Below are 25,960 nucleotides of genomic sequence, written 5' to 3' on the forward strand. Positions count from 1 at the left end.
ACACCTAGTATGCCGAATACGATCCCGTGAGCGGATCTCTCTATTGTATGTATTCCAAGGTAAATAGTTATCAATGGAATTGGGTCAAATGGGGATTGTGTAGCGACGCGCCTATCAGTAAGGACAATTCCGCTTATTGGAACGTCTCTCTGGAAACCGACGAGGGAGGGATGATCACGGATTACAAGGGGAATGCCCTAAGAGTTACCAGGTATGGATCCAATTGGGGTGTTGCCTATGCGGCTAAACCCTCTTTTTTGAAAAACGATACTACCAACAGTCCTACTTCTCTGTTTACCGTTAATAAGGATTTGCTGAATTGGGTACGTTACACAGCCGGGAATCTTGGAAAAACGGAGCAGTATTGTCCGGCCGGAAATAAGAGTCTTATCCATAAAAGAGTCAAAAGGGACTTACCATCCAGTTTTCAATTAACTGATGAGTGGATTCGAAGACTTTATGCGATAGCAACTTCAGTTTCCGTTGAATCTGCGACTCGAGTAATTGGAGTATGCGGTCCTTGCGCACTTCATAGTTTCCAGATGTTGGCGGAGCTTCAGGAGTATCATTCGCAAGGACCTCTTCAGAGTGGAGGTTATTTCTTCGATACGGCTCCAGATACGGATCCTTTTATCTCGTTTGGTCGACGTTATCCGCATTTGGAAAGGTTGTTAGAAGATATACCTATAAAGTATTCCCCTTATCCTCACTATTATACACAAAGATTTTTGTCATTTGCATCCATTAATACTATGCTGCCTCAGTATTTTTGGTCTACTTCTACGGAATCCACGAATCGGGCCGAGATTCTTTCTCACATTAGTTCACTCATCAATTCCCCTCCCGGGAGCATCTGGTTGGGAGTAATGGGGAGACAACGTCCCGATGGAACCATAGCGGGGCATATGGTTCCGATTTTTAGGGCCTCTCAGGGGTTAGTAGTAATTCCAACTAACGCGCGTTCGTGGACATTGGAACAATTCAGGAGAGCTTTAGTACCCACCACGGATCTGTCCCAGATAGTTGCGCACCTGGAAGAACCGAATACGCTGACAAGATTTACAACTATACAACCGCTGGGTATCTATACAAGTATGTTTGAATCTATGATGTCTAACGCAAATTGCACCGGAGAGGGGGACGGCAGAAGAGGCACAGGGGAATATCCGACAAGCGCATCCGTAAATCAGTGTCCGAGCGGCAGATGTGCACTCCCGTTACCATTTTAAGGAAAACTTTATAAAATCCGAATACGGCAATCGTCCTATCAAATTGCCGTATTGGAACCTTCTTTAGAGCCGGTCCCAAAACTCAAAACAATCGCAGAGATTTGCGGCCATTCCGATAAAATCGGACGGTTGGCGGACAAACTCTTAATAAAAAAATTCACTTTATAGAGGTTCTCATAAGTTTTAAAAATACAAGAAAATGGTTTCCGTCTTTTTGAATTGAATGATATGCTTTCTAACCGAGCATTCTATGAGCCTTAATTTTTTTACCGCCGTTTCTTTCGGAAAAAAGTTTTTTCAAAATTCAACAAGAATTAGAATTAAGGTAGCGCCTTATGTATTCTTTTTCTTTCTTTTCATTCCCGTTTTGATTGGGGGCAGATCCAACGGAGAACTAACCGTCGATGGAAAATACAAATATTACAACGTCGGTTTGCAGGATCAATTTACCTTTTTGGAAATCAACGGACAAATCGAAAATCTTTCCGGAAAAGATCATGCGGAAGCGTTTTTTACGATGAACTTTTACGATAAGGACGATTATCTTTTGGAGTCCTGTCAATTTGCGGTGCAGGGATTACCTACGGGTCACAAAAAGGATTTTTATGCGAGCGCCAAATACGTGGATCTGAAATTGATTAAACGTTTTACGATCGAATTCGAAGGTAGTAACTAAAAAGTAAAAAGGAATATAAGAGTTTACTTATGAACAAGAACAGATTTTTTTTCGCGTTTCTTTTGGTTTTCGCTCTAAACTGCGGTTCCACCGTTCATCCGGGACAAATCGGATTGTTCTGGAAACCTTTCGGATTTTCGGACATAGGTTTGCATAAAGATCCCGTCCTAAACGGATTTTATTGGTTATTACCTTGGAACGATATTTATACGTATTCCACACAATGGGATTCTCATAAGGAAAAAGTGGACGTCCTTACAAACGACGACTTGAAGATCGACGTCCAAGCGGTGATCATTCTGCGTCCGATTCGAGAGGAAATTTATCAACTTCATATCGAAGTCGGACCGGAATATTATAAAAGTATTGTGCAACCTGAGTTTAGAGCTTCGATTCGGAACGTGGTTTCTCATCATCAGATGATTCAGATTTCAAAAAACAGCGCGGTCTTGGCAAAGGATATTAAAACCGCCGTCATCGAAAGGACGAGAGGAAAACATATCGAAGTGTTCGACGTGATCTTGGACGACATAGAATATTCTCCCAATATGCTCCACGCGATCGAAGCGAAGTTGACCAAACAACAGGAACTGGAACAACAAAAATACGAACTGGAAATCGCGGAAAAGAATATAGAAATCGCCAAGAAAAAAGCCAGAGCCGATGCGGAAGCGCAGTTGATCCGCGCGGAAGGCCAGGCGAAGTCGCAAGCAGTTATCAACGAAAAGTTGACCACGAGATATTTGCAGTATAAGGCGTTTGATAATCCGAATTCTAAGTTGATTTTTGTACCTCAGGGAAAAGATAATTTACCGATTGTGATCAGCCCGAAAGAATGAGGAGTTTTTCCCAAAATCTACAAAATTTCATCGTTGTCGGTCTTATTCTCCGATTTCCTTTGAGGTTTTGGTGAGTTTTCGGCTAAGATTTATCTCGCAAGTTCTTAATTGAATTTCAAATTTGTGGTTAGTTCCCACAAATTTTCGTTGTGAGCAATATTTGGTCGTGAATCGGAAAGTGTGCGGTAGTTCCCACAAATTTCCCCAACTCAAATGTCTTTCAAACTCTCGTTCACCCGAATGATTGTTCCGACAAAATCAAAAACGATCCGATTTCAGTGTACCGAAACGAGGGAATGAAACTCCGGGTCGTCTTTGAAATTGTCGAAGTCGCTGTCTTGAAAATCCTTTTTCGGTTTCCCCAAACTCAACGCCAATTTCGTATAACGTATAACGTTCGGTTTGTTCTTTTCCAAGGAATTCAAACAAGCGAGGTTGAACGCAAGCCTCGCGTCCCGAATGTCGGGAGGTAAGAGTTCGTCGAGTAAAGTAAGATATTTGTTTCCGCCGTATTTTGCGATGAACACGATGATGTCTCCGGCAAAATACTCCGCGGTGTTGTAAGAGTTTCCGGTTTCGTTTCCTTTGAGAGTGGAGTTCCCGCCGAATCCCAAAGAACGATAGATGTCGTTATAACAATGAAGAACCCAATCGGCGACGTCGGGTTTATTTTCTCTTAAAAATCGATTGAGAGCCGCGGAAGTCATTTGCATTCCGAGATTCTTCAAAGTCGTTTTATCTTCCTCTCCGGAAACCTTGTTTTTGTATTCCAGAATCCTATCGAATTCCTTTTGATAACGTTCTTTGTTCTCTTGAAAATTTTCGGCGATACGATCGATACTCTTTTCGATCGTATTTTTCCAAACCCAAGGATAATCTTCGAGAACGTCTCCGGCTATATCGTCGACGAGTTCCTGCTCTTCTTCGGAAATTTCCTTTTTCGGTTTTTCTGAAACCGAATCGGAAAATAAGGTTTTAAAGAATTTTTCTTGAACTCCTTTGGAAGAATGATAAGCGACGGTCGCCTCTTCATCGTGATAGTGTGAATACGCGAGATAAACTCCCTCTTTGTCTCTTGGAAGTTTTTTGAATTCTTCCCCGTTTGCAATGGAAATCAAATTCTCCACGGAAAGATACGCGAGTATGTCTCTCGTAATGGAATAGTCGTCCTCCAAAATTTCCATAACCTCGTGCCCGTCCAACTCATCCTTTTCGGTTTTTCCTAAAACGGATTTGTAGAATGAGGTAAAGTCGAGAGGATAATCGATCTCATTGGCTCCTTCGGACATAGCGTCGTCGTAGTTTTCTCCCGCGTGCCAGTCCAATCCGAGAAAAATAATTTCACCCGCGTCGTCCCAATACGAATCGACGACCAGAATATTTTCGTTTACGGCGTCCTCTTCGGATAAGGATAAGATCCACTTTAAAATCGACCGATGGACATAACGCGCTAAAGAATGCCAATCATACTCTAACAGACGTTTGGCGACTTCCGGTTGGTTCTCCGAAAGTTTGACGGCCTTATGCGCCATAAATTCCTGGAAACCTCCGGTGACAACGGGGGAACCGTCTAACGGAAGTTCGTCGTCCGTGTCCGAATCAATTTCCCGAACCCAATTACAAATTTCCCTAAGTAAAAATCCTCCGAGCCCGTAACGAACTGTGGGGGATTCCAGTTCGCAACTTCCATGATCCACGTTGGAAATTGCAGGTTCTCTATATTTATTTTTGATGAAGGGATGATATACGAACCAATTTTGACACTGATCGTAAGAACCCAAGGATTGAATGTCTTCTAAATTCTTTCCCACAATTTCCAATGGTGCAATCCACCAACTGTCACCTTCTTCTAAAATACCGTCTTCCCAACCGTAGTCGTTTTCTACACGCGCGGGTTTGTCGGAATGTTCGGGTTCTCCGTCCACACCTCGGATCGCAAAGGTAGGGTAGTCGTCATCGTCGTGAAAGATTTCGATTCCGTTGAATGTGGAAACAAAACGAGCCATAGAGTCGGGAACGGAAGAATGAATTTTGCCGAGATAAGGAGGGTTCCAACGAAGATGGACCGGAGTTTCGTCGTCATACGACCAAGGAAGAGTGATTACGAATTTATCTTCTTCGTCTATTTTAACTTCCGTAATTTGATCTAAAATTTGTTCCCAAAGGGATTTACAATCTTCCGTTTCGATCAAAAATCGAAAGTGATCTCGTAGCGCCTGTTTTTGATCGGAAGATTCCAGAATTTTTTTCCAGGTTTCCTTATAATTCGGATTACCCGTCAGAGGTTTTAACGAAGGAACATGATCGGATTCTCGGAACCCGAGTTTCGATTTTTCATTTACTAATTTTTGGAATTCTTTGAGACATAGGTCTCTGTTTTTAAAATTGCGAATCGTACGTTTTCCACCGGAACCGGTTTTTCCGAAGGAAAGAATCAAAGAATATCCCGAGAGTTCGATTTGCCAAAAGGTTTCGGAACCGTTTTCCGAAAGGATGAAGTGTTTTTTCATACTTGAACCAAATTCTTTTTTGATGAGAGTGAGTCGAATAGCATAATTTATTTCGCTTGTGTTGCCTATCAGTTTATATTTTGAAATCGATTGAATTATCTTTTCAGAATATTCTAAAAATTGTGATCGATTGTGAACTTATCAGCTTGCGGTTTTTGCGATCGCCTGAACCGGATCGGAAGCGTGTCTGATATCCATTCCGGTATTCAAACGAACCAGTTCTTCCGCAATGTTCACCGCATAGTCGCCGGTTCTTTCCAAACAAAGAATAAGTCTGTATACGTCCGCGAATTGATTCTTATCCAATCTCGGATCCATGACGAATTTTAAAAAAGCGGACTGACAGAGATTATTGATTTCTTCTTCCACGGTGTGAACGCTTCCGTAAAAACGATTTTTTTCTTCGACCAAGGATTCGACCGCCATTCCCACGATCGTAATTACCCTGGATAAGAGTTTGTTGAGAATCTCTTCGTCGCAAAAAAAACGATTCGGGATCAGACCTCTTCGAAAACATTTGGCGCAGTTTACAATTTGATCTCCCATTCTTTCCAAGTTTCTCGTGATCCGGATCGCGGAGAGTGCGAATCTAAGAGGGTCGCGTTTTAAAACTACTTCTCCGTCCACCTGATCCATCCCCATGGAATTGCGATTGGCTACGGCTTCCAAAATCGCGTTTTGAGAAAGATTGTCGTTTTGTTTTTCGAGATTATCGATCAAATCGTCCCGGTCAATTAGCTTTCTTGCAAGTTCGCTGTCGTCTTTTTCAAGAGCGTCGTCCAAAAGGAGTACTTGCTCAAGGCATAGTTCCGCCATGCTGTATAAATTTTTACGAAGGAAGTCGAATTTGGAAAACATAATGCATCGGACGGACAAAGGTTCGAGTAAAAAAGAATCCTTCTTAAGAAACGAGTTTGGTCAAGTAGATTTTCTTTTTGAGCAAAATCCAATCCCAAAACATCGCCGAAACGATGTTACGTTTTTCGTAGTTTGTCTTTCGTTTTCAGAGACCGATGTTTTGTCCCTTAAGGCGGGTTATGTTAGACGATTCCAGTTTTGCGGACGATGTGCCAGAGGAGATATGTAAAACTTCCGTATTGAACGATAAAGCCGGTGAAACGCGCATTCACCGCGAGAACGGAACCGGAGCTGAGATGTGCGAGAGTTTGAAAGATTCTCGCTCCCAAAACGATCTTCGCCGCGAGCTCGAACGTTTCGTCTAAAACTCCGGCGAAGGCCGCGATCAAAACTAGAACTGCAAAAATAGGCAGGTTCTCTATACAATTGAGATGAGCGCGGTTGAGCCTCCAATAGAATTCGCTTCCGTGTTTGATTCCCGCCGGAAACTCGTTCGATTTGTTGGTTCCCGTCAATACCTTGAACGACCGGATGCCGACCACACAAAGTCCGAGTAACAAAGTCCAAAATACAAAACCTAATAACGCGATGATTGCAGGATTCATTCCATTCTTCCTAAATTGTTTTTTGGAGAATGGAATCAACTCGTGTTTGGAAGGCAAGTCGGATTTATCGAATTTTATAATTCGTGTCGGGAAGAACGATCTTCTGATTCGATTCCACCTTCCGCGCTCCATTCGAGTTCCTGATGAAAGGAGGGACTTAAGAATAGTATGAAATTCTGATTTTCTAGGTTTGATTCTTCCGGAAGCGAGGATTGATACGGGGAATCAATCGGCTATTTTGTTCTATCTTTTTAAACGGAATTATGACTTGAAACGGACGTCGGTCGGATAGAATAGGTCGAGTTGATAAAATGAATTCCAACCTCAATCGAATGAAATTCAAATGGGTATCGTGTTATATTCTATTTTCCTGTTGTTTCTTTTTCGCATCGTGTGAAAAGAAAGAGAAAACGAATAACACGGATCTCTTAATGATGATCTGGTGCGCTCAGCCGGCTGCCAATAACACAAGTCCCGTAAATGCAAACGAGATTCGGATTTTTCCTTCGGGCGCCGTTGCGGCAATGTATCAAAGAGCCGACTTTTATGACACCGGCTCTAAGGATGAAGTTTCACTCGTATTCAGTCCCGATGGAAGAAGTTTTTCCAATCGAACTCCGACTTTGACGTCCCTTATCGGAGGAAGATTCAATTTTCATTATTTTCTAAAATCGGAAACCGAAGTTTATGCAGTCAATCATCATGCGGTAAATTATAAATCCACGGACGGCGGTCTGACCTGGGCGCCGATGAAGTTTGACGCCGTTTTTTTCGGTCCTATGTTTATGGGACCGAGGGATCAGAGTCCCTTTCATTGGATGCAGTTTTTGGATTCCTCCAATGGAATTCGAATCGGTACGAACGGCGACGCTTCTTCTTCGGGTTCGCAAACCGATTATTTTTTGGATCGTACTACGGATGGAGGAGAATCTTGGAGTCGTTCTTCCTTAGGACAAAAAATCAATATTTATGATTTATTATATAAATCCTCTCAAGAAATTTTGTATGCGGGTTACGGTCCTTCTTATTCAAATCTAAACGTTTATTATTCTCCGAGTCCGGGAAATCCTTTTAATGCGACGAACGCTACCGCTTTCGCATCTTATTTCGCGAATTTTTCTTTTTTGGATACGCAGAATGGTTGGATTAGCGGAGGCGCTTCTCTGGGACGTACGGTCGACGGTGGAATTACTTGGGCCGCGGTGGCGCATAACTTGACCGGAGGGAAGTTTCGAAAAGTAAAATTTATTACCACAACATTCGGTTATGCGTTTTACGGTCCGGATCAGTCTTATAAACTCTATAAAACCGTCGACGGCGGCGCAAACTGGACCTGGATCCCTTTGCCGTTTTACTCGGGAGGAATTGATGGGACGTTCGATGCGGCTGCCGGAAAAATCGTTATTTCTTACAAAGAAAAATTGTACGGATCCAACGACGAATTTGTAACCTACTACGAGACCGATCCCGGTCTCAAAGGGGAGAGAAATTCTAATTCAAACGCCGTCGGAAATCCGGCTTGTGTGTTGTATTCGCTTTAGGGATCGGTTCAAATCTTTCCGGGTTCATCGTTTATTTCTCGTCGGCTTAACGTAATTTTAGCGTAAGAAAGTTTGGGGCGAATCCGGCCTTGGCAGGCCGGACCTATCTCGCGAAGCGAGATTGAGTTTTTAGTTTCGCTTTAATCAACAAATTGACGGATTGCTCGAAAAACGAAATCCTTTTGTAATTTCAATTTGTTGATTTCGCTTCAATCGCTTTCGCATCGGTTGTGCCGAATTTACGCTGAACCTGCGGTTTTGAAACGAATTCAAACTGTGGAATATTATAATATTAAGAACTTTTTCTATTCTCTTTAGCGTTTGTCCCAAAAATTAAAATAATCGTAGGGATTTGCGGTCAAATCGGATCGTTTTTGGGGCAGGCTCTTTAATCTCCGTCCGAGTTGGAAGGAAGTGCGTTTGCGCCGAGGATTCCTATGACTTCCGTCGCAAAGAGGACGCGAAGTTCCTTGAATCTAGAATAAATTTCCGTATTCACAAAACCTAAATTTCCGGCGAGATCGGTCCGAAGCGGAGCGGACGCGTCGATTCTTCCTTGGATAAGGGATTTTAACGCTGCAATTTTCGTTTTAACACGAGCGTCTAACGCGTTATTTTGAAATTGAACGAGATAACTGAGGGATCTCGCTTCGTTATCTCCTGCGTTACCGTAATAAACGAGCTCCAATCCTTCCAAGGAAGACAACAAATCCCGATAAGCCGTGTCGCTGTAAATCGATTCCAGTTTTGTGGGATATTGAGTCGTTCCCGAAAGTGTGAGGCCCGCCGGAACTCCGACTCGAACGTCCTGATTCGTGTATTCCAACTGAACCAATCCGTTGATAAACGAATCGATCGCATCCTTGATTCCGCCGAAGGACCCGCTGCCCGTCGCAAATTCTCCGGCAAAATTTCCGGAAGAAACACTCCAGGAATTTAAAAGCCGCTGCGAGTCCAATTGAATCACGCTTGCGAGTGAAACTATGTAGGTTCTTCTTCCCGCGTTCGCATTGGCCGCATTGATTGCGACTAACGTGCGTAATCCGTTTCCGTCGTCGAAAATCAAATATTCCAGCGCGGCAAATCCCTTTCGAGGGAGAGGATAAGAATCGACCGTATTCGGATTGGGGTTCGTTGCGGCGGCGATATTCAAATCGTTTGCCGTCGGGCGATTGGTTTCTCCTAAGATATAACCGTCCAATCGATGAAAGTAATTGGAAGGAAGATAGGAACGGTTGATGTAAAAGATTTCGCACTGTTTGAAAATTTTTCTCGCCGCCGACCATTTCGTTTGAAGATCCGCAAGGGTGGTCGCATTCTGAGCCGCTTGATACGCAGTCGCGCTCGTTTTTAATTCGTCGGTTGCGGCGAGAAGACGGGTGAACTGAGGAACGGCGATTTGGTTGGCGGTATAATTCAGGAATTCTCCCGTACTTGCGTTTGCGAATAACGCGACGAGTAGGGTTTCCGTTCCCGTAATTTTTCCGAAGTCCCTGCAACGAATACCCGGAAGTACGATCGTCAGACTTAGAACGAGAATCTTGATCCTTTTGGCGAGCGGGAGCGGTCTCGCCGGAGAAATATTAGTAAATTCTAAATTTCTCATAAAGATTCCAGAAATAAAATCAATTTATCCCGATCGGCTTTCGCAAGATTGACGAACTTATTTCTGGACGTCAAAGCCTCGCCTCCGTGCCATAAGATCGCCTCTTTATGACCTCTTGCGCGTCCGTCGTGAAGTAAATGATTGTGTCCGTTGACTTTTTGGACGAGTCCCGTTCCCCAAAGCGGCGGTGTTCTCCATTCCGTTCCGGAAGCTTCGAAGTCTTCTCGGTTGTCGGCGAGATCGGACCCCATATCGTGAAGGAGAAGATCCGTATAAGGTTTGATATGTTGAAAGGATATTTCGGGAAATCCTTCCGAGCGACCCGTGAAGATATACGGTTTATGACAGGAGTTACATCCGATTTCCGAAAAAATTTCTTTTCCTCGGATCACGTCGGGTTGAGTCCAGTTTCTTCTCCCGGGGATACTCAAAAGTTTGGTATAGAAAGTGACAAGCTCCGCCGTTTTGTTTGAGATTTCGGTACCTTCCGGAGCTCCGTTATTGCCTGCGGGAGAAGCGAAACAAGCGGCTTGTGCGCCGACACAATTTTGATTCGGAAAAAGAGGACTTGTAATTCCTATATCTCCTAAAAACGCTCCTTGGTTTTGCTGAAATAAACTCGGTTCGTTTGCCTTCCATCCAAATCTTCCCAAAACTTTCTTTTGCAGTTTTGCGTCCCAAACTAGATTCGGTTTTCCTGATATTCCGTCGCCGTCCGAATCGTTTTCGTCCGCAAAGGAAAGGATCGTGGATTCCGGGATCGCTTCTAAAAGTCCGAGTCCGGGAATCATCGGAGAAGTTCGAGGAGATTGATTTACGAGCGCGGGAACTCCGAAATTCCAATTCGAAATCGTGAATGTAGGTCTTCTGAGAGAATACGCCTCTCCGTCCGGAAAGTTTCCGGGTTCTTCCGCAAAGTTTACGGTTGTCGTCGCTTCCGCTAAAACTCCGGGGATTCCGCGGTTGTTGATCTGAAGTCCGTAGTTGTCGAGCCCGACCGGTCCGCCTGTGATCGGATCTTTTCCGTTTTTACTGACTCGAATCAACATCGTTGAAAAAACGTTACTTCCGTTTGCGGGAGGAGTTCCTCTTCCGTCTTTTACGTGACACCCGTTGCAGGAAGGGCTGTTAAAAACGGGACCCAATCCGTCTGACGCAGAGTTTCCGCCTTGAACCCAAGTTCGATTGAAAAATGAATTTCCGCCTTGAAAGTCAATGTTTCCGCCTTCTCGGAGATTGGCGGAGGCGAGATCGAAAGCGTTAACGGTGGTGTCGAAGGTTGTGGTTAAACCGCCGGAGTATTGTTCTCCCGGATCCATGTTTGCGAGAAAAAGAAGAAGGATCGCCATGTCCTGATCGTGATTTTTCTTTTTATGATTGAAAATATCGGGGATACAATGGGTGAAGAATCCGAATAGGATTCCGATGAAAAAGGTTATTCGAATTTTAGAATATATTGAAACCGCGAAGGAAGAAAATTCTTCCTTCGCCATCGGTCTTTTGATTTTCATTGTGACTCGTATTTTATTTTTTTAACTTAAATGGAGAAGTCCGTGATCGAAACGCCGATGGTTTTGGCCGCGTCTGTGATCGTCTTTTTCACAGTATCTCCGATCAACTTCTGTGCATCAAAAAGAATTTTATATTCCGAATCCGTATTTCTGATGATTTGATCGTATCTTTCCGTCAAGGAACCGGATGGACAAGCAGTGGTGTAATTCGGATCGGCCGTTTGTTCCGGAAGGTTGATACAAAATACGTCTCTGGAAGCCGTTACCTGCGCGGTGATCGGAGGAGCGGTTAACGTTCCGAAAAGGCTCTTCAGTCCCGGACCTGTGGAAATCACGGTTCCTTTTTTCAGTTCGTAAGATCCGGACCAAATGTTCAAAACACTTTGAGCGTTGTAGTAAAAGTCCGCCTTTGTGGTATCGCTGAAACAGGAATGTTCCTCTTCTTGTTGTCCCCCGAAGGTTCCTGTAAGTCTTTCTCCGCCCCATTCCCCCGCGATGAATTTTCCAAGTCCTTGAAAGATGGAAGTGACCGCAGCGTTCGGATTGGATTTGAAAGCGTTTGAAAACGTCGCACCGTCCGTGTGTTGATCTCTGATAAGTCCCAGTTGTAGTACTAACCCGTCGGTGACCGCTTTCATGTAAGCCCTTCTTCTGGCCCCGCCTGCAGTCGCATTTGCAAAATCACCCACAGGACGTTGTCCCGAAATTTCGTTGACTCCTCCGTTAGACAGGTCTTGTCCCCAGAGAAGGTATTCGATCGCGTGCCAACCTACGGTGATCGCGGTTTCGTCGTTGTTATCGACTGCTCCACCGTTTGCGGCCGCGTCTCCGTTTGTAGCTACGATGGCGGCGTACGTGGTTGCGTTCGCTCCGTTGATGTAGTTGTCAATCGCGCTTTCGTCTAACGGCCATGCGTTGATCAGTCCTTCGCATTCCTCGTCTCCGGATCCGTCCGCATTGCCCCCACAACCTAAGACGTCCGTATTGTCGATCGGTCCGGACGAAAAACGAAACGCTTCGGTTACGAGGTAAGTGGCTCTTGCTTTGATGTATAGGTTTTTAAGATTTGTATGTTCCGCCGCCGTTGGGTTTGCATTGGCCGCGAATGCCGTTACTGCGGTTTGGAGAGTGATCGCGTCTTTGTAACTCTGATCGTAGGATTCGTAACCGAGTTGCAGATAACGATCGACTACTTGGGCTTTGGTCGCTGTAGGTTGCATCCCTAACGCGAGTAGGGCGCCTAATAATACGGAATTGTTGTTCTCTTCCGACTTACAATTCGAGAAACAAAGTGAAGCCGTAATCAGAAGATGGAAAGGGAGGGTAAATTTTTTGAGATTCATTCAAGTTTCCTGAAAGTTTTTAAAAAAGATCCCGGAAGAGGGGCGTTACCCGCAACCGGGGAATTTTCGATGAACTGGTTGTTATAATATTGATACTAATTCTCAATATCATATTTTTTGTCAATCGAAAATCTGGGCTTAGGATGGGTTTGCGGGAACTTCTATGTCTTAGCGGATACGTGTCAGAGTTCAAAAGTGGCGCCTACATTGATCTGTCGAAACGGACCGACTTGAATCCCTTCGGGAAGACGACCGGAAATGTAACGAACGTCGGCTAAATTTTTACCGGTGACAAAAACGCTCCAACGTTTGATCGGGTCCTTGTATCCGAGAGAACAATTGATCAGTCCGTAGGCGGGGATTACGCCGGTTTCTCCGGAACTGTTGGAAGAAATATTAAGATATTGTAATACTTTTTTGCCGAGAGGGTCCGTGACCAAATCGGCCCAATATGCGGTTCGAGTATTTGTGTCGTCGTGATACTGAGCCGAGAAATACTGATATTCCGCTCTCGCGTAAAAACCCTTTTGATGAATGAAACTCAAAGCGAGGGTCGCCGTATCTCTGGAAACGTAGGGGACGTAGTTTCCGTTTTTATCTTTCTGGGTTACCACAAAATCGAGAAGAGATTGATTGGCCGTTACCTTAGAAGTGTCGATGGAATATTGATTCATTCTCGCGTCCGCTCTCGTATAAATCAGATCGATGGGAAGTTTAAAAGAAACGTCGAAAAATTTGGCCGGATCGAACGTAACGTTGCTTTCGAGACCGCGGCTGTAAGTTCTACCTCCGTTTTTTGCGGAAGAAGCGGAATCGTTTCCGGACGCGGAAGAAGTGATGATGATCTGGTTGACGTAGTTCAGATCGAAGTAAGTCACCTGAGCATTTAAGGTTTTTGTAATATCTCCTCGGAAGCCGGTCTCGTAGTTATAGGAATATTCAGGATCGATCCGATTGACGACTCCGGAATTGTTCAGTGCGTCCTGATATCGAGGAGGTGAAAAACCTTTATGCGCGCCCGCAAACCAAGTTACGTCCTTAATCCAACCGGCGTTTTTTTTAATATCGTAGGTAAGACCGAGTCCGGGAATGACAACGTGATATCTGTGTGCGCTTCCTCTATCCACTTCTTGGGAAGGGGAATTCGGATCGGGTTGATTGGTGACGGGGTTGAGGGTTTGTTGACGAAGAATCGTTCTGTTTTGTGTGAACGTTTCGTAACGAACTCCCGGAATGACCGAAAAACAATCGTAGAATTTGAAACTGTTCTGAGCAAAACCCGCGATCGATTTCGTATTATTGACTTCGTGATCTCTTATGTTTCCGGATTTAGCGAGAGAGTATTCGGAGGAAGCGATCCCCGTCGGCGGATTTTCAAAACCGTTGCCGTAGATCGCATAATCGGGAGTAGACGGCCCGTCGATATATTTGATGTCCGCGGTTTCGTAGTGGTAACGAAGGCCCGCATCGAGTTGATTTTTGATTCCAAAAAACTGAAAGTCCTGTTGATAACGGGATTCCGCTCCTACAAAACGATAAGAACGATTTCTATGGCCCACGCCGTCTAACATGTAAACCGTGTCGCCGGGACGATTTACAAAAGGTTCGGTATCGTAGGATTTGATTACGTTACCCGGAATCGCGCCGAAGTTGGAACCCGTGTTTCGAAGGTAGTTTTGTCTTGCCCAGTTTCTTTCCGTATAGGCCGCGTAAACCTTTGTCACGAGTTTGGAATGATCGGTGAGTTTCCATTCGTGACCGATGTCCCCGGAATATCTCTGTAGTTTTCGATTATCTTGTTCCGCAAAGTTGGAGGAAGAGTTGTTCCAAAACTGAGCGGTTGTCAGACCGAGATAAGTCATGTTCGCATCTTGTGCGGTGGCTAAAAATTTAGAAGTAAGAGTGTGTTTTTCATTCAGATCGGTTACGGACTTAAAGGAAAATTCATGCAATCGAAAGTCTTGGTGGTCTCTGAATCCGTTGCCTTGTTTTCTAAGAATCGAAATGTCGATTCCCGTATTTCCGAAAGTTCCTCCGTAAGAGATTTGAGAAGAAAAAAATCCGTAAGATCCTCCCTGCGCGGACACGGAAAGAGCCGGTTCTTTTGGAGGTCGTTTTGTAATGAAGTTGATCACTCCTCCGATCGTGGAAGGTCCGAAAAGAATCGCGCCCGATCCTTTAACAACTTCGATTCTTTCCATACGATCGATGTTAGGCGTGTAGTATTGTTCCGGCGCGGAGTAGGGGTTGAGAGAAGTGAAGATACCGTCTTCTAAAATGAGAACTTTTCTTCCGAGATCGTTATTCACTCCTCGAAAGCCTATGTTTAAAATCAAACCCGTATCTTGATAGCGGATCGACGCTCCGGGAACTCTTCTCAAAACTTCCATGGAATCGACCGGTTTGGTCTGTTCCAAAAATTCCTTTTCAATGATGGTCGCCGAACCCGGAATTCTTTTGAGGTCGATTTTTCGTCTCCCTATCACTGAGATGACACCTTTTCCTTCTTTATCGGCGTCTTCTCCGGCGGGTTGTGTCTGAGTTTGTTTGTCTTTTTCAGGCGGATTTTCCTGTGATTGTGCGGGAACTCCCCCAGAGAACAGTAAAAGGAGAAAAATGCAAAAAGGCAGAATTGATTTTTGATTCATTTTGGGTCTTAATTTTGAAAATGATTCTCAATATTTGTCGGTCGTCTTGGGAGTCAAGGGAGAATGTGGTGAAAAGGATCGGGTTCGAGGGAAAATTTAGGAATCACGGAATTTGCGGGAACTCCTCGAAATCTTTCTCGAGGACAAAAGTGGGAACTCCCCTTGATTTAAAAATATACCTCCAAAGTAGAGCCGAATCTTTATAATAAGAATGATGAAATTCGGAATATTCAACTCCGCGATCCTGAGCGCATCTTTACTGATCGCCTCCGTTCTTAGCGCCGGAATTCAAAAACCACCAACCAACGAATGTTTCCGCGATCAAACTTCGAGTTTCACGCAAAAGACAAAATCGGAAATTCTACGACTCTGCAACGCGTTCTATCTTCATAACAAACTCAAGTTGGTTGTGGTCATCGTTCCAAGTCTGGAGAATTTATCGGTGGAAGACTACGCCGCTCAGGAATTCGGAAAGTTCTCGGAAAAAGACGCGTCGTTTGTGGATTCAGGAATCGTAATATTATTATGTTTCAAAGAGAGGGAAATTCGGATCGAGTTGGGTGGAATCGCTTCGGCAAGAATGTCGAACTCACAAGCAAAGGAAATGATCGATCAAGAATTTATTCCCTATTTTAAACAAGGAAAATTGGAATCGGGAGTCGTCAAAGGAGTCAGTTCCGTCGTAAAATGGTTTGATGCTCATTGAATAAAACGTTGCTCTAAAAAACTTTACCGTAACCGCAGTTCGAACAAAAAATAGAATTACAATACACTGCACAGGTCGGCCGGCTACGAACACGGGATAAAAAATCTTTTTCTCGTGGTATTGAAAGATTTCATCCTTTTGAAATCGCGCTCTTCCCACTCTTACGAATCGTATAACCGAGGATTCCGGACCAGATCGCGGATAAAATCAAACCGCCCGTTTCTCTCGTAACCTCGTCGTCGAAAGAAAAGTTTTGGATTTGCAAAGCCGCAAACACAGTTCCCACAAAAAAAAGCGCCGAAAGGATCAGAGAAGTTCCGAGCCAGAGTTTTGTTTTTCCGGGATACATTAAAAATCCTGCATATACAAAGACCACACTCATATAAAGGGGAATCCAAAGCCAAGGATCGGGATCGTTCCATTGAAGTCCCGCAAACACGAGCCAGATTAAAATCGTAAGGGTTGAAAAAATTTTCATGATTCGTAAATCCATTTAAGTTCGTAAAGATCTCTTCTTCGATTGGATAAATTGCGGACGGATCCTTTTTTACGGAGTTCCTTTAAAAGATCCAAATCCAAGTCCGCGATCAAAGTCATCTCCGTATTCGGAACGGACTCCGCAGCCACACAGTCGTGAGGAAACGCGAAATCGGAAGGAGTAAAAACCGCGGACTGAGCGTACTGAATATCCATATTCTCCACATGAGGAAGTGCGCCGACCGAACCCGAGATCACTACGTAACATTCGTTTTCAATGGCTCTTGCCATCGCACAATGTCTGACTCGGTTGTAACCGTTTTTCGTATCCGTATAAAACGGAACAAAAAGAATATCCATTCCTTGTTCGGCCAAAAATCGGGGGAGTTCCGGAAACTCCACGTCAAAACAGATGAGAATTCCGATCTTACAAGCGTCCGTATTGAACACGGAAAGATTGTATCCTCCCTTGACCCCCCAATAAAAATCCTCGTCCGGGGTTATATGCAGCTTATATTGTTCTTCGTAGGTTCCGTCCCTTCTACAGAGATAAGAAACGTTGTGAAGGGTGTTGTCCCTATATTCCGGCATACTTCCGGATATGATGTTCACGTTGTATGAAACCGCAAGTTCCGTCATCTTTTCGATGATGTTTTCCGTATGACTCGAAAGCGCACGCATCGCGTCCGAAGGGCTCCGGTCGTTGTATCTTGCAAGCAAAGACGCATTAAAAAATTCGGGAAATAATACGAAGTCGACGTTGTATCCCGCCACGGTATCGACGAAAAATTCCACCTGACGCATCAGTTCCTCGATTCCGGTTACGGGACGCATCTGCATCTGAACGACCCCGACTCGAATGACCGTCTTTTGTCCTCCGATGAGGGCGGTTTCTTCCTTCTCGTAATATATATTCAACCATTCTAATAGAACCGCGTAGGAGCTAAAACCTTTCGTATGCCCGAAATATCCCCGTTTGAGTTTGCGAACGTGAAATCCGTTTGCGAGTTGAAAGGAAAGAACCGGATCGTAGATTTCTTTGTCTCTTACCTTTTCGATGTATTGAGCCGGGGTCATGGAATCTTCGTAGTTTTCGTAACCGGGCATCCACGCGCCGACAACGATCCGTTTGAGATTCAGTTTTTCGCAGAGTTCTTTTCTTGCATCGTATAATCTTCGGCCGAGACGCAGACCTCGATACTCCGGGTGAACGAAAATGTCGACGCCGTAGAGAGAGTCTCCTTTTTCGTTATGATTTTTGAGGTCTCCCTTGCCGACGATTTCCTCGTAAGTGTGATTGTCCCCGTAATCGGACCACTTGACGATTTGGCTGATCGCGGCCCCGACAACTTTTCCGTTGTCTTCGATACAAATTTGTCCTTCGGGAAATTTCGCGATCTGAGATTCGAACTGATTTTTTTTCCAAGCCCCGTCGAACTCCGGAAAGACGATGTCCATGATCTCTTTAACGTCCGCGTAATCGTCCAGAGTAAGACTTCGCATAACAATCCGATGTTCGGATTGTATTTTTTTCTTTTTCTTACTCGGTCTTTTGCCGCCGGAGGAGCCGTTTGTGGAGATCATCAGAACACTTTACCCGGGTTCATGATGTTTTTAGGATCCATTGATTTTTTGATTTCCTTCATCAAAAGAATTTCGGCCTGCGTTCTGGAAAAATGGAGAAAATCTTTTTTTAAAAGACCGATTCCGTGTTCCGCGCTGATCGATCCATGATATTTTTGTAATAAACGAAACATATCCGGGTCCACGTCCTTGCACTTTTTGAAAAATTCCTCGTTGGAAAGATCTTTCGGTTTGACGATGTTTAGGTGAAGATTTCCGTCCCCTACGTGACCGAAGAGGGCGATTTCAAAACCGGGATACTTTCCGTTTAACAACGTTTCCATATCCACGAGAAAAGGTTCCATATTTCTCAAAGGAAGTGAGATGTCGTTTTTATGAACGGTGTATTCGATGGAAATACTTTCGCTGATTCCTTCCCTGTATTTCCAGAAGGTTTCCGATTGTCTGGAATTCTGGGCGAGGCTTCCGTCGCTGATCCAACCTTTTTCGGTGATCGTTTCCAAAAATCCGAACAACTTCTCGTCGTCGGCTTCGTCAGCGATTTCGAATTCCATCAAAACGTAATATACACTCGGAGATTGAAACGGATCCGGAACTCCAAGATGGGATTTCACTTTGTCCAGACAATATTCCGTGAAAAATTCAAACGCAAGCAAAGGAACCTTTACCCGGTGTGTTTCCTTAAACAAGGAAAGAATGGAAGCGAAATCCGGAACCGCAACGAGTAAGACCCGATTGTCCAGAGGTTTGGTCGTCAACTTAAGAGTCGCTTCCGTAATGACGCCTAACGTTCCTTCCGAGCCGATGAATAATTGTTTGAGATCGTATCCCGTATTGTTTTTGAGAACCTCTCCGTTAAATTCTATAATTTCGCCCGTTCCCGTAACCACCGTAAGTCCTAAAACCCATTGACGAATGAGTCCGTAGTGAACGACTCTTACTCCGCCCGCGTTTGTCGCGATGTTTCCTCCGATATGGGAGGAGCCGGTCGAAGCGAAATCGACGGGGAAGTAGAAATTTCTTTCCTCGACTTCCTTGTGAAGATTTTTGGTGATCATTCCCGCTTGGACTTTGATACTTCCGAAAAAAGGATCGAAATCCAAAACCTTGTCCATTTTGGAAAGGGAAAGAACCAGTTCCTTATTTTTTGCGATCGCTCCGCCCGCGTATCCGGTTCTTCCGCCGGAGGGAACGATCGAAATTTCGTTTTCGTACGCATACTTTACGATTTTTGCAACTTCTTCCGTTGTGGTCGGAAACGCGAGAATGTCGAAGTCGGGTTTATAAACCTTGGTTCTGTCCGTTCCGAAGGAAAGGAAAGTCGTTTCGTCGAAGTCGGGATCGTTTCTAAAAAATATCTTTCCCGGTCCGATCAGGGATTTAAGTTCAGCTTTGTTGATTGTCGAAGTCGTAGTAGTCATATTTATTTTTGAGTTTTTATTCCGCGAAGGTCATCCTTTCAATTTGGGAATCTACGGGTTTTTCGTCTTTTTCTAATATTCTCTTTATGTAATGTCCGTCCGGGTGCAAAAACCTGGCCTTTACGTTGTCCCGCAACTGAACGTCCAGGATTTTTTTGATTCGATCCTTGTTTTTACTTTCTACGATCGGAAAAAGAACCTCGATTCTCCTTTCGAAATTTCTAGGCATACAATCCGCCGACGCGAGAAAAACGGATTCGGAACCGCCCGAATGAAAATAGTAGATTCTCGTATGTTCGAGAAATCTCCCGACGATTGATAACACGGTGATGTTTTCCGAAATTCCTTTCAGTCCCGGTTTGAGACAACAAATCCCGCGGATGATCAGATCCACTTTAACCCCCGCTTGGCTCGCCTTATATAAGGAAAGAATAATATGCGGATCTACGAGGGAATTCATTTTGAAGATGATTTTGGCGGGTTTGCCGGCGAGCGCATTTTCCCTTTCCTTGTCGATCATCGTGATAAACGTCGATTTCAGGTTGTGGGGAGAAGCCGATAAAAAATTGAGAGTCGGCATCTTTGCGTAACTCGTGATCGTGTTGAAGATCGTCGCCACGTCCTCCGTAATCTGTTTACTGACCGTAAAAAAACTGAGATCGGTGTAATACTTGGAAGTCGTAGAATTGTAATTTCCGGTTCCAAGATGCACATAACGCACCATGTGATCGTCCTCCTTTCGAACGATCAAAAGCATCTTGCAGTGAATTTTTAATCCGACCACGCCGTAAACCACGTGAACTCCGCGCGCTTCGAGTTTTTGGGCCCACTTGATATTTCTTTCTTCGTCGAAACGAGCTTTGAGTTCCACGAGAACGGTCACTTGTTTTCCGTTCTCGGCGGCTTGTCCCAAATATTGGATGATCGGAGAATCCCCGCTCGTACGATATAAGGTCATTTTGATTCCGAGAACCTTCGGATCTTCGGAAGAAATCCGGAGTAAGTCTTCGATAGCCGAGAAGGATTGGTAGGGGTGATGAAGAAGTCTGTCCTTCTTTTTGATCGCCTCGAAAATTTTTTCCGGAGTATCGAACTTGAGAGTTGTTTTCTGTTGAAAAAAAGGATACTTGAGTTTGGAGGTATGATCCAGTCCGTAAAAGAACATCGCGTCGTTTATGTTCAAGATGGACGCTACGTCGAATACCTCGTGATCTTGGAGCTCCAAAAGTTCTCTCAGAGTATTTTTAATAAAGGGAGAAGTTCCCTGATGTATATCCATACGAACCGCGTCTCCCCAGATTCGGTTTCTAAGTTCGTCCTTCATCGTGATGAGCAGGTCTTTGACCGATTTTTCCTCGTCGATGGAAATGTCCGCGTCTCTTATGATTCGAAACGGATAGATTTCCTTTACGGTCATTCCGTAAAAAAGATCGTCTACGTGTAGTTTGATGATTTCCTCCAAAGGGAAAAATCTTCTTTCTTCTCCTTTGCCTTTCAGTTGTAAAAATCGGGGAAGTACGGACGGCACTTGTACGACTGCGAACAGATCTTTTTTTCCTCCGGTTTTTTCGTCCTCGGTGCTTAGAACCATGGCGAGGTTTAAGGATTTGTTTAGAATGTGCGGGAACGGATGCGCCGTATCGATCGCGAGAGGAGTTAGAATCGGAGATACGTCTTCCTTGTAATAATTTTGAATCTGTTTGATTTCTTCGATCGTCAATTTTTCCGGATTGAGAATCAAATGGATTCCGGCTACTTTCAATTCTTCTAATGTTCTGGAAAGTGTTTCGTATTCTTCCCTTACAAATGAGCGGACTTTATCGGATAAGTCCGATAAAATTTCGGACGCGCTGTCTCCGTTTAAACTTCTTTCGTCGTTTCCTTCTTTTACGAGATTACGAAGTCCTGCGACTCGAACCATATAAAATTCGTCGAGGTTGGTTTCGGTGATACTTAAAAATTTCAGTCTTTCCAAAAGCGGATTTTCAGGATCGTTCGCTTCTTCCAATACGCGTCGGTTGAAATCGATCCAGGAAAGTTCCCGATCGAAAAATATGTTCGCGTTATTCAAATGAATTTCCGGCTGGTTTCCGTTGGAAGCGTCGCTTTGGTTGGCGGTCGGCGGAGTCTGGCCTTGTACTCTGGGTTTTGACATTAGATTTCCTGAAAATTTTCAAAAATCCCCGGAGACTTGATTTTGTCGGGGAATTCTATTCCTGTTTAAACCTGCTTTATCGAGGAGTCAATGATTCTAAGGGTGATTTTGTGGAACCGACTTGGCTTTCCCTTATATTGGACGGGTTAAAGAAGAGATCGTAAGGTAGAGAATGGGAAAGTTACCGAGCCGCTGGAAACGGCGTCTCGAACCGCGCGGCTTAGGGTTCAAGTTTTTCGTTTGGATCGGAGTGATACGGAAAAAGATCCGATCCTGTTTCACTGAAAAATCTAGGAGTTCCTAGATTTTACGAAGAAAGCAAAGTTTTGCTCATAACGAACGCGAATTCGATCTAAGAAAGTTTGGGCGAATCCGGCCTTAACGGCCGGACCTATCTCGCGAAGCGAGATTGAGTTTTTTAGTTTCCGCTCCAATCAACAAATTGATGGTTTGCTCGAAAAACGAAACGCTCTAGTCATTCCAATTTGTTGATTCCGCTTCCATCGCTTTCGCATCGGTTATACCGAACTTACGTTGGCTTAGGGTTCAAGTTTTTCGTTTGGATCGGAGTGATACGGAAAAAGATCCGATCCCTGTTTTACCGAAAAATCTAGGAGTTCCTAGATTTTACGAAAAAAGCAAAGTTTTGCTCATAAACCTAAAAAATAGCGCTGAATCCGTAGAATCCCATCCCCTTGGTCCCTGAAAATGTGGGAACTCTTACGAATCTGATTACGATATTTCAGAAAAACCCCGCGCAAAGGATCGATGCGGGGTCCGTTCCACGGAAAGGTTTTTTTCCAATGGATCGGTCGATTGGAACGGACCGGAGCGGAGAGCCTGGTGGTCGGGCAGTTTCAAAAAGGTTTTCTTTTTTATGGGAAAAATGGCCCGACCATGCGCCCGTTTTAGGGATCAGTGGATAGAAATCAGAGGTCAGAGTGACCTTGCCTGCCAGTCTCCTGAAACCCAATCACTGATATCTGGAAACGGATTCCTATTTTTTAAAACGGGAATTCCTGAATAAAAACCGATTATTATTCTGAAGAAACCTGGAATTCTTCTTGGCAGGGGCCTGTTTACACCCTTGAATACTGTCTAAAAGGAACAAAAATCTTGGCTATTCCGAGTCGTTACGCCGTTGCAATTCACATTCTAACCTTTCTGGAAGATGCAAAAGGTGGGGATACCACCTCGGATACGATCGCAAAATCGGTGGGAACCAATCCCGCCATCGTGAGGACCCTCATCGGAAAACTGAGAAAGGCCGGTTTGGTTCTTTCCAGGCAAGGAGTTCCCGGGGCCTCTCTCGCAAAACCTGCGGCGGAGATCCGACTTTCCGATATTTTCAGAGCCATCGAGGAAGGCGAGTGCCTGTTCAACGTTCACGATCATCCAAAACAGGATTGTACCGTTGGAATGGGAATTCTCCCGACACTGGAATGTATGTTCGCGCAAGCTCAAGCCGCGCTCGAAACGAAATTGGGTGAATTCTCACTCGAAGACGTTATGGAACAGGTCCGCGGCGAGTGCCAAAAAAGAATGTCCCTTTCGCATCATTGATTGATTTGTTTTTTCTTTTTTTATGTTTGCTGTTACGTTGTCTGTAACAAGACGACAATTAGGGTTCTAAGAAATGAAGGAACCAAAAATCAGGTTAAAGGGAGAAATTAAACATGGATTTACTGGAAAAACTCAATTGGCGGTATGCGACAAAAAGAATGACGGGCCCGAAATTGTCTCGGGAAAAACTGGAAAGAATCTTAGAATCGCTTCGTTTAACTCCGTCCAGCTTTGGGTTACAACCTTACAAGATCCTTGTCATTGAGGACGAAGATCTTAAAAGTCGGATCCTTCCGATCGCATTCAATCAGCCGCAGATCGCGGAATCATCTCATATTTTGGTATTTACGGCTTGGGACAAAGTGACCGAGGATAATATCCGAGAACACATTCAATTATCGGAAAAAGTAAAACTAAACTCGATGTATTATGTATTCTTTTAAACCGTAGATTACTACCGAGTATTATAAATAGGTAATTTTGTTTCGGCGCCTTGATCACGAAACACGAGACCTACTTGCAAGAACCGTGATAAACCAAATTTTATCTTTTATACTTTTGTCTATCTACGATGTTTTGTAAATGGGGATTCCGGTTAAGCATTTCAAGAATTTGATCTTTCTCGAATGAGAGATCGTATAAAAATAAAATAGCCAAAATGAGCGTCATATCATCGCTAAACGCCTCGTTCTTTATCTCTCAACGAACCAGGTTTTGACGATCTCTATGTCGTGGATGACTTGAATTTTATGTTTGCCCGGCGGTCCGGGAAACAGACTCCAGTCGAAGTGAAAAACGGAGGACTTCCATTCCGGTTGAAGGATCCAATCGATTCTTTTGCAGATCGATTCCGAATTGCATATTTCGACTTTTAGATCGTGTTTTCCGGGTTTTCTCACTTCGAGCGCCAGAATCGGTCGTTTTTGAGGATTGAATTTTTCCTCGCAGTCGGAAAGTTTTTGCTGAACGAATTCGGAACAAATCTTTAGATCCTCTTCAAAAAAAATCTTTCCCGCAGGCAAGGCGTTCGAAGGATTCCAATAGACCACTCCCGATTTAAGTTCGTCTAACACTCCTTCGTCGGTCTCAAAAGAAGTGGGAAAGGATTCCAAAGTTTGAAAGTCCATCGTGGGTTTTAAGACGTGAAAGTGCAAATGAGGAGCGCTGCTGAAACCCGTGTTTCCGGAAAAACCGATTTTTTCTCCCGTCTTTACAACCTGTCCTACCTGAACTAAAACACCTTTGTGTTTCAGATGACCGTATTCAGCGATACTTCCGTCCTTGTGGAGAATTCGAATAAAGTTGGCCTTGTCTTTGAAAAAGGGAGTGATTCCCCCGGAATGAAATTTGTCTTCCGTTGCAATTACAAGCCCGCCCCTTGCGGCGATGACGGAACTTCCTTCCGGAAGAGCGAAATCCAAAGCATAAGAAAATTCGCCTGAATGAGTCGTTTTGCCGTTATAACCTTGTCCCACTCTGGAAGCGATTTCAAACGGCAATCGATACGTAACGTTTCTATCTTTGGAAACGTCTACGTCTCCCGCCCTCACATAGATGTTTGAACTGTAGGAACCCGCCTTACGGATATTCAAAGGACTTAAAGTAAGAATTTTTTTCGGTTCCGAATTTTCCTTGGAAACGAAATGAAACGGAAGACTAACGTCCGATTTGAAATTTTCCAAAATCGTAAAGTTGAAATAAACGACGAACGGATATTCGCCCGAAGGAGTTTGGTTTTGAACGTAGAATTCGATCTTATTGTTATCGTTGCGGGTAAGAACGCAGATCCATTCTTTGGGTTTGCATTCGCCTTCAAAATCGGAGGTTTGAGCGGATAATCCGAAAGAAAACGCTAATATAAAAAATAAAACGATAACACGATTTCGCATCTTAGGTCCATGATTTCGGATACACAATAAATTCTTAAAATGGAATTCTTATTTTTTAAACTTTCAAAAATCCTAATATAAAACCGGCGCAGGCCGCGCCGCTAAGAGGAGCCACGACCGGTAGCCAGGCGTATTTCCAGTTCGAAGATCCTTTACCGGAAATCGGCAAAATAAAATGTGCGAGTCTCGGGCCGAGATCTCTCGCGGGATTGATCGCATAACCGGTCGTTCCTCCCATGGAAAGTCCGATGCTCCAAACCAGAATCCCGACCAAAAACGTTCCAAAGTGAGCGGTCAAACCGGTCATCGTAGGAGAGAAGATGGAAACGATTCCCAAAATGAGTAGGAACGTACCTAAAAACTCGCTGAAAAAATTGGACACGTTATGCGAAATCGCAGGCTCGGTCGAAAAGACCGCGAGAATTTTTCCGGGATCCTCGGTCTCTTTCCAATGAGGAAGGTAGTGCAAGTAATTGAAGACTGCTCCGCAAAAAGCTCCCGCGACTTGCGCCGGTATGTAAAAAATAAGTTTGGAGTAGTCGCCCGATTTGATTGCAAATGCAAGTGTTACCGCCGGGTTGAGGTGAGCGTCCGAACCTCCGAATGTGTTGGAAGTAAAAACTCCGATCATCACCGCAAAGGCCCAACCGGCGGTGATCACCATCCAGCCGCCGTCTTTGGATTTACTATGTTCCAGCAAAACCCCGGCCACAACTCCGTTTCCCAAAAGAATCAAAACGAAAGTTCCTAAAAATTCTCCCAAAACAGGCGATAACATCGATTCCCCCTATACAAACCG

General features: G+C 44.3%; 19 protein-coding genes and 1 pseudogene. 7 read left to right on the forward strand and 13 right to left on the reverse strand.

Annotation, left to right across the window (positions count from 1 at the left end; all coding sequences use genetic code 11):
• Nucleotides 1–11 precede the first annotated feature (11 nt).
• From LEP1GSC060_RS18475 to LEP1GSC060_RS18485, 3 genes and pseudogenes are all read left to right on the forward strand, one after another.
• Nucleotides 12–1,229 (forward strand): annotated as a pseudogene (locus tag LEP1GSC060_RS18475) (DUF1561 family protein); the annotation flags it as partial.
• Between the two features lie 250 nt (nucleotides 1,230–1,479).
• Nucleotides 1,480–1,905 carry an FxLYD domain-containing protein gene (locus LEP1GSC060_RS18480; protein ID WP_003010975.1) on the forward strand — a complete coding sequence of 142 codons (426 nt, stop codon included), beginning with the start codon at nucleotides 1,480–1,482 and terminating at the stop codon, nucleotides 1,903–1,905.
• 29 nt (nucleotides 1,906–1,934) lie between these two features.
• Nucleotides 1,935–2,744, forward strand: a complete 810-nt coding sequence (locus LEP1GSC060_RS18485; RefSeq protein WP_003010996.1) for a prohibitin family protein — start codon at nucleotides 1,935–1,937, stop codon at nucleotides 2,742–2,744.
• A 275-nt stretch (nucleotides 2,745–3,019) separates the two neighbouring features.
• Here LEP1GSC060_RS18485 and LEP1GSC060_RS18490 read toward each other — a convergent pair whose 3' ends face one another.
• From LEP1GSC060_RS18490 to LEP1GSC060_RS18500, 3 genes are all read right to left on the reverse strand, one after another.
• Complete coding sequence (locus tag LEP1GSC060_RS18490; protein ID WP_003011016.1) at nucleotides 3,020–5,254, reverse strand: WGR domain-containing protein; 2,235 nt, start codon at nucleotides 5,252–5,254, stop codon at nucleotides 3,020–3,022.
• Nucleotides 5,255–5,395: 141 nt separating this feature from the next.
• Nucleotides 5,396–6,112 carry a phosphate signaling complex PhoU family protein gene (locus LEP1GSC060_RS18495; RefSeq protein WP_003011009.1) on the reverse strand — a complete coding sequence of 239 codons (717 nt, stop codon included), beginning with the start codon at nucleotides 6,110–6,112 and terminating at the stop codon, nucleotides 5,396–5,398.
• 182 nt (nucleotides 6,113–6,294) lie between these two features.
• Nucleotides 6,295–6,717 carry an MAPEG family protein gene (locus tag LEP1GSC060_RS18500; RefSeq protein ID WP_003011019.1) on the reverse strand — a complete coding sequence of 141 codons (423 nt, stop codon included), beginning with the start codon at nucleotides 6,715–6,717 and terminating at the stop codon, nucleotides 6,295–6,297.
• A gap of 332 nt (nucleotides 6,718–7,049) precedes the next feature.
• Between LEP1GSC060_RS18500 and LEP1GSC060_RS18505 the strand changes: the two genes are divergently transcribed.
• Complete coding sequence (locus LEP1GSC060_RS18505; protein ID WP_196221671.1) at nucleotides 7,050–8,258, forward strand: WD40/YVTN/BNR-like repeat-containing protein; 1,209 nt, start codon at nucleotides 7,050–7,052, stop codon at nucleotides 8,256–8,258.
• A 388-nt stretch (nucleotides 8,259–8,646) separates the two neighbouring features.
• On the opposite strand, the gene LEP1GSC060_RS18510 is transcribed toward LEP1GSC060_RS18505, so the two are convergent.
• The 4 genes from LEP1GSC060_RS18510 to LEP1GSC060_RS18525 all read right to left on the reverse strand — a co-directional run bounded on the left by LEP1GSC060_RS18510 (nucleotide 8,647) and on the right by LEP1GSC060_RS18525 (nucleotide 15,366).
• Nucleotides 8,647–9,864 carry an imelysin family protein gene (locus tag LEP1GSC060_RS18510; RefSeq protein WP_003010967.1) on the reverse strand — a complete coding sequence of 406 codons (1,218 nt, stop codon included), beginning with the start codon at nucleotides 9,862–9,864 and terminating at the stop codon, nucleotides 8,647–8,649.
• Nucleotides 9,861–11,375, reverse strand: coding sequence for a di-heme oxidoreductase family protein (locus LEP1GSC060_RS18515; protein WP_003011053.1), 1,515 nt, complete (start codon nucleotides 11,373–11,375; stop codon nucleotides 9,861–9,863). The genes LEP1GSC060_RS18510 and LEP1GSC060_RS18515 overlap by 4 nt, the downstream gene beginning before the upstream one ends.
• A 26-nt stretch (nucleotides 11,376–11,401) precedes the next feature.
• On the reverse strand, nucleotides 11,402–12,718 hold the full coding sequence (gene lruB, locus LEP1GSC060_RS18520; protein ID WP_003010992.1) for an imelysin LruB: 1,317 nt from the start codon (nucleotides 12,716–12,718) through the stop codon (nucleotides 11,402–11,404).
• A gap of 182 nt (nucleotides 12,719–12,900) precedes the next feature.
• Nucleotides 12,901–15,366 (reverse strand): TonB-dependent receptor family protein, encoded by a 2,466-nt coding sequence (locus tag LEP1GSC060_RS18525; protein ID WP_003011050.1) that lies wholly within the window; start codon nucleotides 15,364–15,366, stop codon nucleotides 12,901–12,903.
• A 211-nt stretch (nucleotides 15,367–15,577) separates the two neighbouring features.
• On the opposite strand from LEP1GSC060_RS18525, the gene LEP1GSC060_RS18530 reads away from it, so the two are divergent.
• Nucleotides 15,578–16,072 carry a TPM domain-containing protein gene (locus tag LEP1GSC060_RS18530; RefSeq protein ID WP_003011010.1) on the forward strand — a complete coding sequence of 165 codons (495 nt, stop codon included), beginning with the start codon at nucleotides 15,578–15,580 and terminating at the stop codon, nucleotides 16,070–16,072.
• Between the two features lie 130 nt (nucleotides 16,073–16,202).
• On the opposite strand, the gene LEP1GSC060_RS18535 is transcribed toward LEP1GSC060_RS18530, so the two are convergent.
• The 4 genes from LEP1GSC060_RS18535 to ppk1 are packed head-to-tail and all read right to left on the reverse strand — an operon-like array spanning nucleotide 16,203 to nucleotide 21,709.
• Entirely contained in the window at nucleotides 16,203–16,565 is a 363-nt protein-coding gene (locus LEP1GSC060_RS18535) for a transmembrane 220 family protein (RefSeq protein ID WP_003011025.1), read from the reverse strand.
• Nucleotides 16,547–18,133 (reverse strand): bifunctional GNAT family N-acetyltransferase/carbon-nitrogen hydrolase family protein, encoded by a 1,587-nt coding sequence (locus LEP1GSC060_RS18540; protein ID WP_003011047.1) that lies wholly within the window; start codon nucleotides 18,131–18,133, stop codon nucleotides 16,547–16,549. Before LEP1GSC060_RS18540 ends, LEP1GSC060_RS18535 begins: the two co-directional genes overlap by 19 nt.
• Nucleotides 18,133–19,554, reverse strand: a complete 1,422-nt coding sequence (locus tag LEP1GSC060_RS18545) for an FAD-binding oxidoreductase (protein WP_003011043.1) — start codon at nucleotides 19,552–19,554, stop codon at nucleotides 18,133–18,135. The genes LEP1GSC060_RS18540 and LEP1GSC060_RS18545 overlap by 1 nt, the downstream gene beginning before the upstream one ends.
• Before the next feature lie 16 nt (nucleotides 19,555–19,570).
• Nucleotides 19,571–21,709: a polyphosphate kinase 1 gene (gene ppk1 / locus LEP1GSC060_RS18550; RefSeq protein ID WP_003010977.1), complete on the reverse strand. Its 2,139-nt coding sequence runs from the start codon at nucleotides 21,707–21,709 to the stop codon at nucleotides 19,571–19,573.
• Nucleotides 21,710–22,825: 1,116 nt separating this feature from the next.
• Between ppk1 and LEP1GSC060_RS18555 the strand changes: the two genes are divergently transcribed.
• Together LEP1GSC060_RS18555 and LEP1GSC060_RS18560 are read left to right on the forward strand one after the other, a co-directional pair.
• Entirely contained in the window at nucleotides 22,826–23,272 is a 447-nt protein-coding gene (locus LEP1GSC060_RS18555; protein ID WP_003011005.1) for an Rrf2 family transcriptional regulator, read from the forward strand.
• A 113-nt stretch (nucleotides 23,273–23,385) separates the two neighbouring features.
• Nucleotides 23,386–23,715, forward strand: a complete 330-nt coding sequence (locus tag LEP1GSC060_RS18560) for a nitroreductase family protein (protein ID WP_003010973.1) — start codon at nucleotides 23,386–23,388, stop codon at nucleotides 23,713–23,715.
• Nucleotides 23,716–23,964: 249 nt separating this feature from the next.
• On the opposite strand, the gene LEP1GSC060_RS18565 is transcribed toward LEP1GSC060_RS18560, so the two are convergent.
• Nucleotides 23,965–25,161: a M23 family metallopeptidase gene (locus LEP1GSC060_RS18565; RefSeq protein WP_003010981.1), complete on the reverse strand. Its 1,197-nt coding sequence runs from the start codon at nucleotides 25,159–25,161 to the stop codon at nucleotides 23,965–23,967.
• 55 nt (nucleotides 25,162–25,216) lie between these two features.
• A complete protein-coding gene (locus tag LEP1GSC060_RS18570; RefSeq protein ID WP_003011058.1) occupies nucleotides 25,217–25,939 on the reverse strand; it encodes an MIP/aquaporin family protein in 723 nt (240 codons plus the stop codon).
• Nucleotides 25,940–25,960 lie beyond the last annotated feature (21 nt).

Origin of the sequence: Leptospira weilii serovar Ranarum str. ICFT (genome assembly GCF_000332415.1) — a bacterium.
GTDB classification, from domain to species: Bacteria; Spirochaetota; Leptospiria; order Leptospirales; family Leptospiraceae; genus Leptospira; species Leptospira weilii_A.